Annotated in this window: 14 protein-coding genes; 2 read left to right on the top strand and 12 right to left on the bottom strand. The window is 71.9% G+C overall.

The features are described 5' to 3' along the window. The 4 genes from Q8W67_RS06635 to Q8W67_RS06620 form a co-directional block, all read right to left on the bottom strand. Entirely contained in the window at positions 1–1,143 is a 1,143-nt protein-coding gene (locus Q8W67_RS06635; protein WP_305542603.1) for a GNAT family N-acetyltransferase, read from the bottom strand. Further along, on the bottom strand, positions 1,140–2,480 hold the full coding sequence (locus tag Q8W67_RS06630; RefSeq protein WP_305542600.1) for a lipopolysaccharide biosynthesis protein: 1,341 nt from the start codon (positions 2,478–2,480) through the stop codon (positions 1,140–1,142). Before Q8W67_RS06630 ends, Q8W67_RS06635 begins: the two co-directional genes overlap by 4 nt. A 57-nt stretch (positions 2,481–2,537) precedes the next feature. Beyond that, positions 2,538–3,290 carry an SGNH/GDSL hydrolase family protein gene (locus Q8W67_RS06625; RefSeq protein ID WP_370693828.1) on the bottom strand — a complete coding sequence of 251 codons (753 nt, stop codon included), beginning with the start codon at positions 3,288–3,290 and terminating at the stop codon, positions 2,538–2,540. A gap of 110 nt (positions 3,291–3,400) precedes the next feature. Beyond that, positions 3,401–4,498 carry an OpgC family protein gene (locus Q8W67_RS06620; RefSeq protein ID WP_305542595.1) on the bottom strand — a complete coding sequence of 366 codons (1,098 nt, stop codon included), beginning with the start codon at positions 4,496–4,498 and terminating at the stop codon, positions 3,401–3,403. 161 nt (positions 4,499–4,659) lie between these two features. Between Q8W67_RS06620 and Q8W67_RS06615 the strand changes: the two genes are divergently transcribed. Further along, on the top strand, positions 4,660–4,926 hold the full coding sequence (locus Q8W67_RS06615; protein WP_305542592.1) for a hypothetical protein: 267 nt from the start codon (positions 4,660–4,662) through the stop codon (positions 4,924–4,926). A gap of 41 nt (positions 4,927–4,967) precedes the next feature. Here the strand turns inward: Q8W67_RS06615 and rfbA are convergent, their stop codons facing one another. The 4 genes from rfbA to rfbC form a co-directional block, all read right to left on the bottom strand. Further along, positions 4,968–5,858: a glucose-1-phosphate thymidylyltransferase RfbA gene (gene rfbA / locus Q8W67_RS06610; protein ID WP_305542589.1), complete on the bottom strand. Its 891-nt coding sequence runs from the start codon at positions 5,856–5,858 to the stop codon at positions 4,968–4,970. 98 nt (positions 5,859–5,956) lie between these two features. Continuing rightward, positions 5,957–6,856 (bottom strand): dTDP-4-dehydrorhamnose reductase, encoded by a 900-nt coding sequence (rfbD, locus tag Q8W67_RS06605; RefSeq protein ID WP_305542587.1) that lies wholly within the window; start codon positions 6,854–6,856, stop codon positions 5,957–5,959. Continuing rightward, the gene (rfbB, locus tag Q8W67_RS06600; protein WP_305542584.1) at positions 6,856–7,905 is read right to left on the bottom strand and encodes a dTDP-glucose 4,6-dehydratase; all 1,050 of its coding nucleotides are present in this window, start codon (positions 7,903–7,905) and stop codon (positions 6,856–6,858) included. The genes rfbD and rfbB overlap by 1 nt, the downstream gene beginning before the upstream one ends. A 109-nt stretch (positions 7,906–8,014) precedes the next feature. After that, positions 8,015–8,566: a dTDP-4-dehydrorhamnose 3,5-epimerase gene (gene rfbC / locus Q8W67_RS06595; RefSeq protein WP_305542580.1), complete on the bottom strand. Its 552-nt coding sequence runs from the start codon at positions 8,564–8,566 to the stop codon at positions 8,015–8,017. A 179-nt stretch (positions 8,567–8,745) separates the two neighbouring features. On the opposite strand from rfbC, the gene Q8W67_RS06590 reads away from it, so the two are divergent. Next, entirely contained in the window at positions 8,746–9,651 is a 906-nt protein-coding gene (locus Q8W67_RS06590) for a hypothetical protein (protein WP_305542578.1), read from the top strand. A 310-nt stretch (positions 9,652–9,961) separates the two neighbouring features. Here Q8W67_RS06590 and Q8W67_RS06585 read toward each other — a convergent pair whose 3' ends face one another. The 4 genes from Q8W67_RS06585 to Q8W67_RS06570 are packed head-to-tail and all read right to left on the bottom strand — an operon-like array spanning position 9,962 to position 16,914. After that, complete coding sequence (locus tag Q8W67_RS06585; protein ID WP_305542575.1) at positions 9,962–13,504, bottom strand: tubulin-like doman-containing protein; 3,543 nt, start codon at positions 13,502–13,504, stop codon at positions 9,962–9,964. A 4-nt stretch (positions 13,505–13,508) separates the two neighbouring features. After that, positions 13,509–14,000 (bottom strand): hypothetical protein, encoded by a 492-nt coding sequence (locus tag Q8W67_RS06580; protein ID WP_305542572.1) that lies wholly within the window; start codon positions 13,998–14,000, stop codon positions 13,509–13,511. After that, entirely contained in the window at positions 13,997–15,517 is a 1,521-nt protein-coding gene (locus Q8W67_RS06575; protein ID WP_305542569.1) for a hypothetical protein, read from the bottom strand. The genes Q8W67_RS06580 and Q8W67_RS06575 overlap by 4 nt, the downstream gene beginning before the upstream one ends. An 8-nt stretch (positions 15,518–15,525) precedes the next feature. Continuing rightward, positions 15,526–16,914, bottom strand: coding sequence for a hypothetical protein (locus Q8W67_RS06570; protein WP_305542566.1), 1,389 nt, complete (start codon positions 16,912–16,914; stop codon positions 15,526–15,528). Positions 16,915–16,997: the final 83 nt, after the last annotated feature.

The raw sequence follows: 16,997 nt of genomic DNA, 5'->3' as shown, positions 1-16,997 counted from the left end.
CTACTGCCGCCGCAACGCGCGCTTGGCGGCGGCGCGCGCCGCGCCCTCGAACCGGGCAAGGCGCAGGCGCCGCTCCAGGGAGATCGCCCGGCGGCCGGGCGGCAGGGCGATGATCTCGACCACCGATGTCCGCTCGCGATAGAGGCTCTCCAGCGCCGAGCCTTCCAGCGTCGCCGAATCGAGCCGTTGGGCAAATCCGGTTTCGTGACAGGCGCGTACGATCTCCGCCTCCAGCAGCAGGCCCGGGGCGTAGCTGCGCAGTTTCTCGTCGTAAGCGGTCTTGAGCAGCGTCGCCGTGCCACCGCCGAGCAGGGCGAGGCTGACCGCAATCGGGCGCCCATCGAGGGTGAGTGCATCCGCGCGGACACGGATGGGCCCCGGCGCTTCGGCGAACAGGGCGTGAGCGAGCGCGGCGGTTTCCGGCCTGCAGGCCATCGCGGTGCCGCCCTCCCCCTTCCAGCCCGCACGCTCCAGGCGGAGGAAGGCCGCGACGAGGCGGCCGAGATCCGGTCCGTTCTCGGCGCTGACATGGGCGAGGGTTCCGGTCTCCGCCAGGCGGCGGCTCCGGCGGCGCAGGTCCTTGAACCTGGACCGGTTCGGGTGCCCGGCGAGGAAGCATTCCTGGTCGGCTCGGCGCTCCAGGATCGGGCGCTCGAAGGCCGCGACGGTGCCGGTCGTCCAGCCGCGCGCGTGCATAGCCGTCAGCATCTCCGGGACGGCACCCTCCGCGATCGGCAGCAGCGGCCACCGCCAGGCCCCGCCATCGCAGGCCGCTTCCAGGCCTGCGACGAGCGCCTGCGCGGTCGCTGCGCGCTCCGGATCGTCGGCGACGAGAGGCGCGGTGGCGGTCACGAAGGGGGACAGGAACGGCCGCGCGATCCGGCCCCCGAGCCCCGTGAGGTCCCGCCGCAGCGCGAAGGGCAGGAGCGCGACGAGGCGGTCTCTGCGCCGGACCGTGACGTAGCGCAGGGCCTCAGGCAGCAGGCCGGCGGCCCGGTGCGCCTCCACGACGTGGCGGCCGAAATGCGGGTGCGGCGCGCGCGCTTCCGCGAACAGGGCGTCCCAGGCCGCAGGATCCGGCGCGTCGTCGACCGAGACCGACAGGTCGGACAGGCCGCGCGAGGCGAAGGCCGGCAGTTTCATCGGGTCGCTCCCGCGGACCAGATCGGGGTCGTGAGGCCGTGCAGCTGGCCCGCGGCGCGGGCCAGAAGTAGCGCGCGCAGAACAGTCGCCACCGCCACGGCGAGCGCCGCGCCCAGGGTCCCCAGGGACGGGACCAGCGCGAGGCACAGGGCCGCGGCGGCGAGCAGCATCCCCGCGGTAATCCCGGCGCAGAGCCGCTCGCCGCCGAGCATGGTCAGGAGGTCTTCTCCCGGCCCGAACAGGCTCGCCGCGACGCTTCCGGCCACGAGCACGCACAGGATCGGCACGCTCGAGCCGAGACCCGGACCGAACATGGCCAGCAGCAGCGGGCTTGCCGCCAGGATTGCGCAGCCGACGAGCATGGTGGCGGCCGCGGTCAGGCGGCCTTGCCGACGCACGAGATCGGCGAGCAGAGGGCGGTCGGCCGCCGCCTGAGCCGCGCTGTAGCGCTGGAGCGTCGCGGCGCTGGCGGCGAAATGCACGAACACGACGAATTGCTGGATCCGCGTCGCCGCGAAGTAGAGGCCGAGCTCAGCCGGGCTCACCAGGGCGCCGAGCACGATTACGTCGACGAAGGTGAAACCGGCATTCGACAGGTCTATCCCGGCGATCGGCAGGCTCGTGCCGAGCCAAGTCCGCCAGTGATAGCGATGCGGTCCGGGAGGCAGGTCCACCCGGAGGCGCGCCGCCAGAAGGCCGGCCTGAAGCGCGGTGGCGATAGCCGCCGCGACCAGCATGCAGCCCATCGCGACCTCGGCCCGAGGCGGTGCCCCGGCCAGGACGGCCCCGACCATGCAGGCCATGAGCAGGGTCTGGCGTAGCAGGTAGGGCGGCGCGATGGCGAGCCCGAGCCAGTTCTGGCTGCGCGCCACGCCCTCCAGAAAGTCCTGGAGCGCGAAGAGCGGCATCACGCAGGCCGCGACCGCGATCGGTGCCCGGTAGTCCGGCGCGAACAGGCCGGGCTCCAGCACCAGCAGCGCCGCCCCGAGGCCTGCCACGGCTAGCGCCGCGCCGCTCGTGACCAGCGCGCCGGCCCGGATATAGCCGCGGGCGAGGTCGAGATCGCCCCGGGCTTGATCCCCGGGCACGAACCGGCAGGCGCCCTGAGACAGGCCGAGGGTCAGCGTGTGGCCGAGCATCGCGGTCCAGACCCAAACGGAGGCGAACACACCATACGCGTCCCAGCCCATGAGGCGTGCCGCCAGGACCTGCGTGCCGTAGGCGAAACCGGCCGAACCGACGCGGATCGCGAAGACCGTGAGCGCGGTCCGCGCCGGCCCGGCCCGCAGCGCATGCAGGCGGCTGAACACGAGGGCCGGGAGAGCCGTGGCTGTCACTAAGCGCTCCGCGCCTGGCCGTAGGACCGCGGGACGCCGGTCTGAGGCCGGCCCGGTCTAGCCTGGCGCGCGTTGCGGCACGGTTAAGGGCGGCGCGCCGGGATCGGCCTTCGGGTTTGTGCCGGATTCGGTGCGCATCAGCGAGGTGGCGATCGTCAGCGCGACATGCTCGGCCATGCAGCGCAGCCCGAGATCGTTGAGCCGAAACTGACGGCCGAGCATATGCCCCTCGCCCTTGTCGCTGCGGCTCGACAGGTAGTGCAGGGCCTCGTAGCGCCGCACCAGCGGCACCTGCTGCTGCCCGGCCACCGTCCGGACCGCGTCGACGATCCGGTTGTAGTCGACATCCGCCGCCATGCTGGCGGTGTAGATCGGATCGACCAGTACGACGTCGATCCCGTGCGACCGGATCCAGGCCACCGCCTCGCTGAGCGCGCTCGCGAACGCATCGGCATCCACCCGGGCGATGGCGTCGTGGGTCCCGACCTGCCAGATCACCAGGTCGGGCTCGGCCTCCGCCACCATGGTGCGCAGGCGCTCGGCCGCCCCGGAGGCGATCTCGCCCGGAAGGCCGCGATGGTCGATCACCACATCGGTCTTCGGCAGCGTGTGCTCCAGGGCGGCCTCGAGTTTGGCCGGATACGAGGCCGACGCGCCCGGCGCCGCGCTGCCGCCGATCGCCAGCAGCTTCAGCGGGCGGTTCTCGTCCATGGCTGCCCTGACCGCCGGCAGCTTGGCCACCGTGTAGAGCTGCGCACCCGGGACCCGGCATTCCTGCGACAGGCTCATCCCGTCCGATCCCGGATCCACCGGCTGCTCCGCGGCCGCTGGCGGCGCGAGGACGGCCAGGAGCAGGGCGGCGACGCCCCAGCGGCGACCCGAAGCGCCATGACCGATCGGCGCTCGCCGGTGCGCGGGCCTCACGCGCGGGCCCGGGACGACTTGCTGCGGGTGCGCCATTCGACGAACCATGCGGTGAACCCCAGTCCGACTACGCCGCTGCTGGCCACCAGCACATCGATCAGCAAGCCGCCGCCAGTCTGAAAACGCACGAGCTGCCCAATCAGACTCAGGATCGAGCCCATGGAGAAGACGGCCAGGGAGTTTCGACCCAGCTGGGTCAGATAGCCGACCATAGCGCCGATTCGGGGTGCCAGGATTGCGTAGACGGGGGCAAACGCGAGCAATACCCCCAGGAAATGGAGAAGCCGGGCCGGCGTCAGGTAGGTCTTCTCGAAGGTGAACAGCAGGCGCGGCTCGGGCACGATCAGCGGATCCGGTCGTATGCCGGTCACGGCGAGCACGATCCCCAGGCAGACGATCACGAGACCGGCGGGAAACAGCCGGCGCGACCAGCGGCGCAGGGCATCGGAGCGCCGGTTCCAGCCCTGCAGCACGAAACCCAGCACCAGCAGCACCTGCCAGCACAGCGGATCGAAGAACCAGTCTCCTTCCCCGGGCCAGGACGGCAGGTTCCACTCGAACACAAGGCTCGCGAGGTAGACCGACCCGGACAGGGCCAGGGCCGCGAGCAGGCTCACGCGTCCGACCAGCACGAAGAGCGGGGCGACGCCGAGCAGCACCACGTAGAGCGGCAGGATGTTGAAGTAGCCGAGCTGGTAGGTCAGCAGCGCCATGCCGCAGACCGACTGGATCGGGTCGGCGAAGAAGCCGCCGGCGTTGTGCCATTCGAGGATCAGCGGGTTGTCGAGCAGCAGCGCCGAGCCGGCGATGATCGCCAGCGCGAGCAGCATGACCGTGAGCTGGGCCCGGTAGACCTCCACGGTGCGGGCGAGCAGCCGCACCACGCTCCGGCCCGGAGGCTCCGGTCGCCCGTCGCGCCCGCTCGTGGCGATGCCGATCGACCAGCCCGCCAGGAACACGAACAACTCGGCCGCGTCCGAGATGCCGTATTGCGAGAAGGTGTAGCGCTCGAAGGCGTTGCCCGGCACGTGGTTGATGAAGATCGTGACGAGCGCGAAGCCGCGCCAGAAGTCGATCGCGTTGGGGTCCCGCATTGTTGCGGCGGCTCCGGGGTTTCGACTCTGGAAGGAGGCGTGCGGCCCTCTGATACGGCCACGTACCCGGTCTGCAAAGGCGAACAAACGGAGAGATCGCGCGGTCGCGCGAACCGGGCGGTCACGCTCGCGTTAGGCCCCGACAAGGAGATTCCGACACGATGAACCGCGCGATCACGATCCTCGGCCTCTCGATCCTGATGCCGGCGCTGGGCACGACGGCCGCCTCGGCGCAGGCCCAGACCGGCACCGGCGGCGGTCCGACATCGACGGTCACGGCCCCGCACACCTCGACGGTCGGGCGCACCATGCCGCCGGGCGCCGGAGCGGGCGCCGCCACCCCGGGGGACCGACGCGACCGGACCCAGGAACAGGTGCAGGACGACAAGATTTCCCGCGGGATCTGTATCGGCTGCAGCCCGAAATAGGCTGCGTGTTTCGGCGATGGGCCGGCCCGATCGTCCGGTTTTCAGCGCAGCCGGAGTTCGTCCTCGCTCTCACGGGCGAGCCTGAGCAGATTCTGGCCGTAATTGGTCTTGGCGAACATCTCGCCGCGGGCGATGAGCTGCGCGCGGTTGATGAAGCCCTGGAGGTAGGCGATCTCCTCCAGGCAGGCGACCTGGAGCCCCTGGCGGTTCTGCAGGGTGCGGACGAACTCGCTGGCCTCCAGCAGGCTGTCGTGGGTCCCGGTGTCGAGCCATGCGTAGCCGCGCGACATGCGCTCGACATGCAGCTGGCCGCGCTGCAGGTAGGCCTCGTTCACGCTGGTGATCTCGAGTTCGCCCCGGGCCGATGGCTTCACGTCGGCGGCGATGTCGAGCACCTGATTGTCGTAGAAATACAGGCCGGTGACCGCCCAGGTCGAATCCGGCTTCGTCGGCTTCTCCACGATGCGCGTCGCGCGCCCGGTCTTGTCGAGGCTGACCACGCCGTAGGCCTGCGGGTTGTCGACGTGGTAGGCGAACACCGTCGCGCCCTCCTTGCGCCCACGCGCGCGCTCCAGCAGGTCGCCCATGCCGGCGCCGAAGAACAGGTTGTCGCCGAGGATCAGCGCGACGTCGTCGTCACCGACGAAGTCGCGCCCGATCACGAAGGCCTGGGCGAGGCCCTCCGGCCGCGGCTGCAGCGCGTAGGAGAAGGTCAGGCCGAACTGCTCGCCGGTGCCGAACAGGCGCTTGTAGTTGTCGAGGTGCTCCGGCGAGGAGATGATCAGGATCTCCCGGATGCCGGCGAGCATCAGCACCGAGACCGGGTAGTAGATCATCGGCTTGTCGTAGACCGGCAGCAGCTGCTTGTTGATCGACAGCGTGGCCGGGTGCAGCCGCGTGCCGGAGCCGCCTGCCAGAACGATGCCCTTCATCGCGTAGAAACTCCTTCCAGGCATCGTTTTCGCCGCCGAGGCGACCCCCGCCTCGGCGGCGAAAACGATGCAGACTCGATCATCGAAGCGGAATCGCCTCACGCACGTCCGTTTTGGACCGGCCCCACGAGCCGGTCCAGGATGTCGTCGAGCGCAGCCTGCCAGGGTCGCGGCGCGATTCCGTAGGCGGCCGTGAGGCTGTCGGTGGACAGGCGCGAATTGGCCGGTCGCCGGGCCGGGGTCGGATAGGCCGAGGTCGGGATGCCTTTGACCGGCACGGTGCGCCCGCCGCGCCGGGCCGCGCCCGCCACGATCGCCTCGGCGAAGCCGGACCACGTGGTCGAGCCGGCATTCACGCAGTGAAACGTGCCGGTGGGCGCGGCCTCGTCTCCGGCCATGCGTAGGGCGATCGCCCCCAGCGCGGCCGCGAGGTCGGCGGCCGAGGTCGGGCAGCCGTGCTGGTCGTCGACCACCGTCAGGACGTCGCGCTCGCTGGCCAGCCGCAGCATCGTCTTGACGAAGTTGCCCCGGTGTGGGCTCACCACCCAGGCGGTGCGCACGATCGCGTGACGCGGGTTGGCGGTGCGCACCGCCAACTCGCCGGCGGCCTTGCTGGCCCCGTAGACGCTCTGCGGTTCGATCGGCGCGTCGGGCGCGTAGGCTCCGTCCGGCTTCGTGCCGGCGAAGACGTAGTCGGTCGACACCTGCACGAGGGGGATTTTCCTCCGGGCCGTCGCGGCCGCGAGGATCGCAGGGGCGAGCGCGTTCAGGCGCCACGCCTCGACCACGTCGGACTCGGCCTTGTCGACGGCCGTGTAGGCGGCGGTGTTGATCACCGCCCGGTAATCGCGCGCCTCGAGGGCGCCGGCGACCGCATCCGCATCGGTGATGTCGAGCTCGGCACGGCCCGGCGCGTGCACGGACACGCCTTCCGGCCACGACAGGGCCCGCAGCTCGGTGCCGACCTGCCCGGCGCCGCCGAGGACGAGGATCTCCATCAGGCGTTCAGCCCCAGGCGCTCGCCCTTGTAGCGGCCTTCGCGGATCGGGCGCCACCAGCTCTCATTGTCGAGATACCAGGCCACGGTCTCCTCCAGCGCCTGCTCGAAGGTCTTCTGCGGCCGCCAGCCGAGCTCGGTCTCGGCCTTGGTGCAGTCGATGGCGTAGCGGCGGTCGTGGCCCGGCCGGTCGGCGACGAAGCTGATCAGCTTGTCGTGGGGGGCATTCTGGGGGCGCAGCCGATCGAAGGCCGCGCACAGCGCCTTGACCACCGCGAGGTTGTTGCGCACCGCGCGCCCGCCGAGCAGGTAGGTCTGGCCGACCCGCCCGCGCTCCAGCACGGCCACGAGGCCCTTGGCGTGGTCCTCCACGTGGATCCAGTCGCGCTCGTTCATCCCGTCGCCGTAGACCGGCAGGGCCCGGCCCTCCAGCGCGTTGAGGATCATCAGCGGGATCAGCTTCTCGGGGAAGTGGCGCGGGCCGTAATTGTTCGAGCAGTTGGTCACCAGCACCGGCAGGCCGTAGGTCTCGTGCCAGGCGCGAGCGAGATGGTCGGAGGCGGCCTTGGAGGCCGAGTAGGGCGAGCGCGGGTCGTAGCGGCTCTCCTCGGTGAAGAAGCCACCCGGCGGCAGCGAGCCGTAGACCTCGTCGGTGGAGACGTGGAGGAAGCGGAAGGCCTTTTTCCCCGCCTCCGGCAGGGATTCGAAATGCTGGCGGGCGCCGTCCAGCATGGTCTGGGTGCCGATGACGTTGGTCCGCACGAAGGCGCCCGGATCGGTGATCGAGCGGTCGACGTGACTCTCGGCGGCTAGGTGCATCACGGTCTCGGGCCGGAACTCCGCGAAGGCCGCCTGCACGGCGGCACGGTCGCAGATATCGGCCTCGACCAGGCGGTGGCGGGGATTGTTCGCGAGCGAGGCCAGCGAAACCGGGTTGGCCGCGTAGGTCATCGCGTCGAGCGTGCAGACCTCGTGGCCGAGATCGTGGACGAGGTGCAGCACCAGCGCCGAGCCGATGAAGCCGCAGCCTCCGGTCACCAGGATGCGCATGGCGGGTTACCTCTTCGGATCGGTCGATGGCAGGATGGGCGCGGACAGCTAAAGACCGCCCGGCGTGACGAAAATGCGGCCCGGCCGCATCACGGCCGGTCGAACGGGTTCAGAACACCCGTCCGAGGTCTGCGAGCCGGGGCGCGCGACGGTCCTTGTCGGACAGGATCGCCGCCTCGCCCGAGACCGGCCACGGGATCCCGATCTCTGGATCGTCCCAGGCGAGCGCGCGGTCGTGCTCGGGACTGTAGTAGGCGTCGACCTTGTAGGCGACCATGGCGTCTGGGGTCAGCGTGCAGAAGCCGTGGGCGAAGCCGTGCGGGATGTAGAGCTGATCGCCGTTATCGGCGTCGAGTGGCACGGCTACGTACTTGCCGTAGGTCGGCGAGCCGCTGCGGATATCGACCGCCACATCGAGAATCGCGCCCTGGAGCACGCGGATCAGCTTGGCCTGCGCCTGGGGCGCGACCTGGAAGTGCAGACCCCGGATCGTGCCCTGCGGGGCGGAGAAGGATTGGTTGTCCTGCACGAACGGGGTCGCGATCCCGGCCCGCGCCATAACGTCGGCCCGAAAGGTCTCGGAGAACCAGCCGCGCGCGTCGCCGAAGCGCTTCAGCCTGATGCGCTTCACGTCCGGAATCTCGGTCTCGATCACGTCCATGCCAACGCGTCCTTCCCCGCGGATCCGGTCGCGAGGTCCCGCGGACGTCTCCGCCTCGGTCGTCCCGGGCCATACGCCCGCCTCGCCGAACCCAACCTCGATGATCGGTCAGCGACTTCCGGTCATTCGCCCGCCGTGTCAAGGCGTGGCGCCTGCGGTGTTGATCGTGAGAGGGGCCGATGACCGACGGATCGGTGGAGGCCCTGCTGCGCGATCACCTTACCGATCCGGCCTGCACCTGGAGCCTCGGCAGCTACGGTGCGGTCGCGGGCTTCGCGCGCGATCCCGACGAGCCCGCCCGCTTTCTCGACGACCGACGGATCGGGCTGGCGACGGCCCGGGGCGCGATCGCGCTGGACTCCAAGCCGGATCTGGTGCCGTTCGCCTACGAGACCGGCTTCTCCGGAGGCTGGAGCCAGGCGGTCGCCCTCTGCCTACCCGCGGCGGCCTGTGCGATGGGCCGGCGCACCGTGCTGACGGAACTCGGGCCGGACGCTGCCGCCGCGCGGCCGAGGGACCGGACGGCGATCCTGTTCGATCTCGGCCTCGGGCTCGGCGCGGTGGATGCGTGCGTGCGCGTGGCCGATCCGATCCTGATCGACCGCTTCCGGGCCGAGATCGGCCGCCCGGTCTTCGCGCCCGGTCAGCCTGTTGCGGCCGCGCTCTTCGAAAGGAATCTCCACCGGGTGTTCGTGGCCCGGTTGGGCCGGATCGAGGTCTACACGCGGATCCCGCCGGCCGGCGGTGCGACCGCCCCCGGGCCGCACACCCATATCCTGCCAAAGCTTCTGCGCCTCGGCCGGACCCATGCGGCTACCGCGCCGATCCCGACGGAGCTGGTGCCCTGCGCAATCCTGCATCCGGCGCATCCGTGCAGGGCCGGGACTGGACCCCCGGCTTCCTTCGACCGCGCGCGTCACGCCGCCTTCGGGCGACTGCTCGACAACTGGGGCGATCCGGCGCTTGTCGCGCTCCGGCGCGCGGTGCTGGCAGGCCGTGAGCCCGATCCCGACCTGGCGGACGGACGCTTCGCGCGCTCGGCAATCCGGGCGGCGCGCGCGCAGGTGCGAGCCATGGGCGGGTAATGAGAAACCGGATTCTCATCTCGGGCTCCCTCGGCGCGGCCGGCTCCCTCGACAGTTCGGGCTGACGTATTCGCACATCTCCCTGAGCGAGACGCCACAGACGCTCCTCCCTGACCCCACCCCTCTTCCGCTGGGCAGAGGGCGCGCGGCGCGGCCGAACATCTCCGTTTCGAGCCTATCCGAATCGACCGTAGCCTTCCCCGACAGGGGATCCGTGCCTCGGTTCCGACCTGCGTCTCATGTGCCATTGTCGGCACAGCCGGCGGGGCCCATCGCCGAAGCATGCTCCCGCGTGTCCGAGCGCGAGTCCTCACCCTACCGGCGGCGGCGGTGGCGGCGCGAGCAGCGGGGCCAGCGCCGGGTGGTCGCCGGCCGACATCCAGGCGCCGCCCTGCGGGTGGATCTGCGTGGCCGCGCTCAAGGCACCTGCCCGCGCCATCGCGACGAGATCGGAGAGCGGGAACGGGCCCTCGACCGCGTCGCGGTACACGTAGAACAGGGCGGCCGGCGGCGGTGGCGGGGTCGGCGCTTCCGGACCCGCGAGCCGCAGCAGGCCCTCCGACGTGAAGGCCGAAGGATCGATCACCCGCTTGTCCACGGCCCGCAGGGCCGGCGGGTCGGCCGGGTCGCGGTTGGCCTCCTCGGGGGGGACGTCGCCGAGGCTGCCCGGGACCGGCCGGGTCCAGTCCTCGATGCGGGCCAGCAGCGCGTCGTGGAGCCGATCCGGATCGCCGGGCAGGCCGCCAGCCTCCGGGGCCGAGCGCCGCCAGCTCCGGGCGAGCGCTTCCGCCACCGCGTGGCCGATTCCGCCCACCCGTGCCTCGGCGTCGAAGTTCACCGTCTCCCGCCGCGGCGCGTAGGCCCGCTTGGCGGTCCAGGCGAAGAGCGCGGCCATCGCCAGTGTCTGGACCGGCGACAGCGCCGCCTCGGCTCGGGCGACCTGCGCCGCGATGGCCTCGCGCTGGATGCGGTCGAACAGCTTGCGCCGCAGGGTCCGCTCCGAGCCGATGCTGCGCCAGTCGCCGGGCTCGAACTCGAAACGCCAAAGCCCGGTCTCGGGCGCGCGCTCGAGCAGGCCGAGGCAGGCGGCGCGCAGGAACAGCGACAGGGTCTCGCGCAGTGCCTCGGTCTCGTCGGCGGACGGCGCGACCGGATCCGGAAAGCGGAGATAGTCCTTGTGGTTGTGGAGCGGGATCGCGTCGAGGCGGTCGAGCTCCTGTGCGTAGGCATTGCGCCAGTCGCGCCGCAGGGGGCCGAGCACGTCGAGCGGTACGCCAGACAACTCGCAGTAGCAGACGATGCGCCCGCGCTGACTCGATTCCAGGAAGCCGATCTCGCCGGCGCCCAGCACCGGCGGCAGGCTCGCCCGCAGGATCGGGCCAAACTCGGCCTGGAAGGCGCGCGCGCCCTCCACCGCCAGGATCGTCTTGAACTGGTCGCCGCCCGGGCTGAAGGCGTCGAAGCGCGCGTAGATCCACGGCATGCAGCGCAGCAGCATCTGCTCCAGGGTCTCGCGCTGACGGGCGGGCGGCAACTCGCGCAGGGCGTCCAGCGCCGAGGGGATCCGGGCGCGGTGCGGTGCGAGCCGGCGCCGGGCCATGGCGCGTACCGCGTTCAGAAGGTCGGCCCGGCTTTCCTCCTCGCGCAGCAACGCGAAGATGGCCCGGGAGCCGCCATAGGCCCGGAACGCCTCGCGCGCCCAGGCGAGGCGCTCGCCGGGCGCCACGGCGATCTCGGGCAGGTCGCCCGAGGGCAGGACCAGGAAGGTGCCGCCGGACGGGCGCTCGATGGCGTTGCGGATCTCCGCGATGTCGAGCCGCAGCTCGCGCATCAGCCGGGCGACGTCGTCGTGACCCTGGTTCAGGGCGCCGAGCAGGCCGTCGTAGCGGGCGAGCCCGGTCTCCGGGTCGCGCCCGATCCGGGACCCGAGCTTGGCCGAGACCCGGCGCAGCAGCTCAGCGGCCTCCCGGGCGGCCACCGACCGGATGCGCAGGACACACGATCCGCGCAGATCCTCCCGTGCCTGTTCCAGATAGCGCTCGGCGTCGCGCCGGTGCGAGAAGATCAGGCCGGGCCGGACCTGATCGAGCCGGCTGAGCGAGGCGGAGAAATGCTCCGCCAGCATCTCGTCGGCGAGCCGCGCGTAGGTGTCGGCTGCGGCGGTGAGCCGCGCCAGCGCGCCGCCATCCGCCTCGATCAGGTCCGTCACCCCCTCAATCAGCGCGCGGGCGTAGTCGAGGCCGCCGCGCTCCTGGTCGTCGAGCAGGCGGTACAGCGCGGCGGGCAGCGTGCCGTCCCGGCCCGCGAGCCAAGTGGCTTCGAGCCTGGCGCGCACGTCCTGGATTTCGGCGCCGCGTGGGCCGTAGACGGCGCCAGAGCCGGTGCGGCCCAGGATGTCATCGCGCAGGCGCTCAGCCTCCTTGCGCAGGTTCGGCGCCCAGTCCCGGGGGCTCGCGATCTCGGTCTTGATCGCGTCCACCGCCTCCTCGACGGCGAGCGCCACGGATTCCTGGATCGAGGAGCCGTCCGCCCGCTGGAGCAGCGTGCCGACGAGGTCGTATTCGGGGATGCCGGGCGGGACCGGCTGGAGCACCTTCGGGAAGGCCTCGAAGGCCGAGAAGCGCAGGGCAAGCCGGTCCGCAGCGAAGCGGTCGCGCTCCTCCACGGTGGGGATGTGGCGCTCGGCCTGGCCGCGGGCGACGCCGAAGAACGCCTCGACCATGCCCAGGCCGGCCCTGGCGGCCTGCTCCTCGAATTCCAGGCTGCCGCGTGTGGCCAGTACCGCCTGACCCAGGGCCGAGTAGTTCAGCGAGAACAGGGCGGTGCGGCCGGCGCGGTCCGGGCTCGGCGGGGCCCATTTGCGCATCTTGTGCTGGGTCTGGTTGACGCCGGTGGAGCGCTTGCGCCCCGAGAACTCGGAATTGCCGAAATCCTCGAACAGCACGTCCGCCATCATGTCGTAGAGGTCGCCGATCGCGGCGGTGCGCTGGTCGGCGAGGTTGTGGGTGTCGAACAGGTAGACGTCGGTGAACGGCCGCTCGACCCCGCGGCCCACGCGGGCGTGGTCGCCCCAGCTCTCCACGTAGGGCGGCTCGGGGTTGCCGCGCATCGCGTATTCGAGTTCGGAGAGGGTCGCGACCCCGTTGGCGAAGACGCGGTCCTTGTTGGCGCCGACATAGCCCGAAGGCAGGACCAGGAAGAGGTCGACCGCGTCGGGGCGCTTGGGAGTCTCCAGCGAGGAGATCGCGTAGCCGGCGTCGATGACCGCGCCCGAGCCGGTGCCCCCGGCCACCGACGCCACCACGACGACGCGCAGGTCCGAGGCGGTGTCGAGGCCGAGCGCGCGCAGCTGCGCCTCGTTGGACATGTTGGCAAGCACCGCCCCGGCCTTTGCGGTGAGTCGGTCCAGGAAGTTGCGCACCTCATCGAAGAACAGCAGGCGCGCGATGGCGCGGATCTGCCCGGCGCCCTTCGAGGCGTCGATGCGCGAGAGGTCACGGGCCGGCAGCCACGCGTCGATATGCGGGTAGCTGCGCCGCTCGGCCTGGTAGCGGGTGAGGTTGACAGCCTTCTGCAGGGTCTCGCCCTCGCGGAACGCGACCTTGGCCGAGAGCGCGTCGGTTGCGGCGGCGCGACCGGCCTCGCGGGCCTCCAGGGTGTCGGTGTCGAAATACAGGAAGGCGGCGGCCGGGAACTGGTCGAGGCCGTTGATCCGCGCCCCGTGCCAATCGGCCTGGAGGATGCGGCGGCGCAGGCGCAGCAGGACCTCCATCCCCGTGCCGCCCAGCGCTACGAACACGGTCGGGCGCACCTTCAGGAGCGTCTCGGTCTCGGTGGCCCGCACGTCAGTCATCGACTCAGCGCCTCCGCTCGGGTGCGCGCAGGAACAGCACCAGGGCTGCGCCGAACAGGATCGCGCAGAGCGCGAAGCCCGCCGCCAGCCCAGCCCAGGCCTGCCACAGGCGCCCGACGGTCGCGCTTACCAGGATCGCCCCGGTGAGCATCAGCGCGGAGAACAGCATCCAGCTCGCGCCGTCCGCAGCGTCGATCGTCGCGCGGCGGTTGATCAGGTGGGCGCGCACGCCCTGGCGCACGAACAGGAACAGGGCCGCCAGCACGACCAGCGCGGCGGCTCCGATCGCGATCTCCGTGGTGGTGGCCGCCCGCTCGAGGCCTGTGAACGGGCTCGCCCCGGTGCCGGTCCGGGCCGGCGGAGGCGGCGCGGCCTGGATCGGTTCGGCCGGCGAGCCCGGATTCCGGGGCGGCGGAATCGTGAAATCCTGCCCATTCCCTGCTTGGACGCGGATCGCGCCGGGATGCCGGACGCTGGCGATGAGGAATCCGATCATGCTCCGGGTCCGGGCTCCTGCACGCGGGTGGCGCGGGCCGGCCCCCACAGGCCCGCCCGCACCTGCCAGCGGCTGCCGTCCGGCGCGCGGAACACCTGGGCCCGGTACGGCCGCAGGGTCGCCCGCTTGGGGAAAGCACCGAGCATCACGGTGTGTGACTTGGCCCGGTTGGCGGCCGCCGCCCCGAGGCCGGCCCCACCGACGAGCATGAGGGCGCCCGCGGAGGCGACGACGAGCGGCCAGGGCGAGAACGCGACCTCGATCCGCACCGGAAGGCTCACCGCTGCCTCGGAGACGCCGCGATAGTCCCTGAACAGCCCCGGCAGCCGGCCCTCCACCGCGTTCGCATCCCCGAGCTGCCCCGTCATCTGGTCCCCGGCGAAGAGGCCGCTGCCGAAGATCGGCCGCACCCGCTCCAGGAAGGCCGGTTCCAGCGCCAGGCGCAAGTCCGCCAGTCGCAGGGTCAGCGTGCCGTCCACGTCGCGCCGGTCGGATAGAAGCCCGGCGAGGCCGTTCGGCCGCGGGATCGGCGGCAGGCTCAGCACCACGGCGAGGGGACCGCTCTCGGCCTGCGGCGCCAGATCGGCGATCTCCGCCGGCGAGACCGCGGCCCGCGCCAGCCCGGCCTCGGCGCCGACCTCGCTCCAGCGCAGGTCGAGCCGCGCACCGGCGACGCGCTGGGGATAGAGCCCGTTGTGCAGGTGGGCGGTGAGGCGCAGGGCCGTCCCGGCGGCGGCATCCGCCCCGCGCACCACCAGCACGCCGTTCTCCAGGGCCGCCTGAAGGCCGCCGGTATCGAGGCGATCGAAGCGCAGTGTGAGGCCGCTGGCGAGCACCGGCTTCAGGCTCACCGGCGGATGGCTGAACAGGGCCTTGAGGCCCGGCGATCCCACGGCGGCCGCGAGCGCCCGCCCCCCGCCCGCGCCGTAGCCGATGCCGTAGACGACGAAGCCGCCCTCCGAGAAGTTGCGGCCCTTGAGGGGCATCCGCACGGGATAGGCGACGATCCGGCTGATCGCGGCCGAGTCGCGAAGCGCCGCGTAGAAGGCCGCCGTGTTGCGCTCGACCTCGGCGCTGTTGCCGGGCGCATTCTTGTTGTTCGTGACCATCCAGATCACGCCGTCCCGCCGCCGCAGGCCGGTGCGGATCGCGCCGAGCAGCGCCCCGTTGAAATCGGCGTCGGCATAGGCCGAACTGCCGGCCTTGCGCGGCAGGTCGATCGCCGTGATCGCCGCCCGGACACGCGTGGCCTCGTAGGGCCCGTCGTACAGGATGCGCGGCGAGGTGCGGCCGGGGACCTGCCCGTCCTGGTCGAAGCTGGCGATGGCCACCTCGCCGCCCTGCACGCGGGCGGCGTCCACCAGGGCCTCGACGAGCGGCCGGAACTGCGAGCCCCCTGCGGTCAGGAACGGCTCCATCCAGCCGGAATCCTGTACGAGGAAGACTTGCCGCGCCGGCGCGTCCCCGAGCGCAGGGCCGCCCATCAGGGCGACGAGCGCCAGCAAGGCCTGCAGCACCGTCCGTCTCATGACATGCGCAGCCGCAGAGCGTGGCAGCGGCGTTCGGAACAGCTCCACAGATAGAGCGCCCCGTCGTGCAGAAGCGCCCGCGCGTCGCCGATCGCCGACACCGCGAGGCCGATCGGCAGGCGGCGCAGCCCGGCCCCGTGGGCGTGGTGGAGGACGTGACCGGTCACAGGCGCCGGCAGGCTCTCACCACGCAGGAAGCCGCCGCGTGGGCCGGCGATGTCGAGGGCGAGCAGGACGGTGTCGCGCGGCATCGCCAGCAGGGGGACCATCAGATTGCCCGCATGGACGCCGAGGTTGAGCACCTCCGCGGCTGCCAGCCACGGCACGTCGAAGCGCTCGGCGCCCGAATACGTGACGCTGCCTGCCGCGAGATGCGGTCCGTCGAGGCGGTGGAGGAGCGGATCCGGCGACAGCGCGGCGACGTAATAGCGGCCCGCGACCATGCCGAGTTGGTGGTGCATGTCGGCGCGATCGCACCAGGGCGCCTGGGCGCTGATCGCCGCGAAGCCGGGGGGCCAGGGGCTGAAGCTCGTCGCGTCGCCGATTGTCCGGCACGAGACGAAGCCCTCAGCGCCGGTCCAGAACGCGTCGCCGAGGCGGTTCGTCCAGGGACCGGCGAAACGGCCGCCGGGCGCGGCCCGGCCGAGGTCGCGCAGGTCGAGCGAGTCCGAGCCAGCGGCGCCACGGCAGAGGGAGAGGCGACCGTCCCGTTCGCCCAGGGCGAGCAGTTCCGCGCCGCGCCAGCACGGGGCCGACAGGAAGCGCAGGCCCGCCGCTCGGGCCTCGGCATGCCCGAGCGGCGGGCCGAGCTGCGGCAGCGGCAGCGAGACCAGCGCATCGGAGGTCGTGTAGGCCATGCCATGGCGGCTCGCCGCGACACCGGATCCCGCCGAGCCTATCGGCAAGCGGCCCATGGCGGCGAACGCCCGCCCGTCCCAGACCTCGAACGCGCCCAGGTTCTCCTGGTACAAGTAGAGCGTGGCTGGATGCCCGGCGCGCACCAGCACCGGCACGCCGCTCGGCAGCGGCACCTCGGCGGCGCTCTCCGCATCGATGTCGAGGATATCAGGGTCCGGTGCAGGCACGGGCGGCCCCAGCCGGCCACCGGTCTCCGGCGCGTGCGCGAAGGCGGCCGGGAACGGATGGCCTCGCGCGTCCCGGCGGATGCCGAGATGGGCGATCCGCGCGTCGTCCGCGGCGATGCGGATGCCCGCGACCTCGGCCGCAACGGGCCGTCCATCCGCGAAGCGCCAGCGCTGGCGACCGGGAAGACTCGTGAAGCGCGGGTCCGGATCGATCGGCCAGAGGCCGTCGGCGCCACGCTCGAGGGCGGCCGACGATTCGGCCCGACCCTGAGCGAGCGGCGATGGATCGTCCAGGCTCAAGGGCAAGGTTCCGAGGCTGAAACGTCACCGCGATCGTTTCCGATTTTTTGCACGATGGGAAGAGCGCGGCCCGTGCGCCCCGC

Source organism: Methylobacterium sp. NEAU K (assembly GCF_030700285.1).
Taxonomy (GTDB): domain Bacteria; phylum Pseudomonadota; class Alphaproteobacteria; order Rhizobiales; family Beijerinckiaceae; genus Methylobacterium.
This window is presented reverse-complemented; position numbering and strand designations above follow the sequence as displayed.

What these genes read in the sequence shown, in the direction of transcription:
- Q8W67_RS06615 (WP_305542592.1), top strand. Translation starts at nt 4,660, where the DNA reads ATGAACCGCGCGATCACGATCCTCGGCCTCTCGATCCTGATGCCGGCG.
- rfbD (WP_305542587.1), bottom strand. Translation starts at nt 6,856, where the DNA reads ATGGAGATCCTCGTCCTCGGCGGCGCCGGGCAGGTCGGCACCGAGCTG.
- Q8W67_RS06635 (WP_305542603.1), bottom strand. Translation starts at nt 1,143, where the DNA reads ATGAAACTGCCGGCCTTCGCCTCGCGCGGCCTGTCCGACCTGTCGGTC.
- rfbA (WP_305542589.1), bottom strand. Translation starts at nt 5,858, where the DNA reads ATGAAGGGCATCGTTCTGGCAGGCGGCTCCGGCACGCGGCTGCACCCG.
- Q8W67_RS06580 (WP_305542572.1), bottom strand. Translation starts at nt 14,000, where the DNA reads ATGATCGGATTCCTCATCGCCAGCGTCCGGCATCCCGGCGCGATCCGC.
- Q8W67_RS06620 (WP_305542595.1), bottom strand. Translation starts at nt 4,498, where the DNA reads ATGCGGGACCCCAACGCGATCGACTTCTGGCGCGGCTTCGCGCTCGTC.
- rfbB (WP_305542584.1), bottom strand. Translation starts at nt 7,905, where the DNA reads ATGCGCATCCTGGTGACCGGAGGCTGCGGCTTCATCGGCTCGGCGCTG.
- Q8W67_RS06590 (WP_305542578.1), top strand. Translation starts at nt 8,746, where the DNA reads ATGACCGACGGATCGGTGGAGGCCCTGCTGCGCGATCACCTTACCGAT.
- Q8W67_RS06585 (WP_305542575.1), bottom strand. Translation starts at nt 13,504, where the DNA reads ATGACTGACGTGCGGGCCACCGAGACCGAGACGCTCCTGAAGGTGCGC.
- rfbC (WP_305542580.1), bottom strand. Translation starts at nt 8,566, where the DNA reads ATGGACGTGATCGAGACCGAGATTCCGGACGTGAAGCGCATCAGGCTG.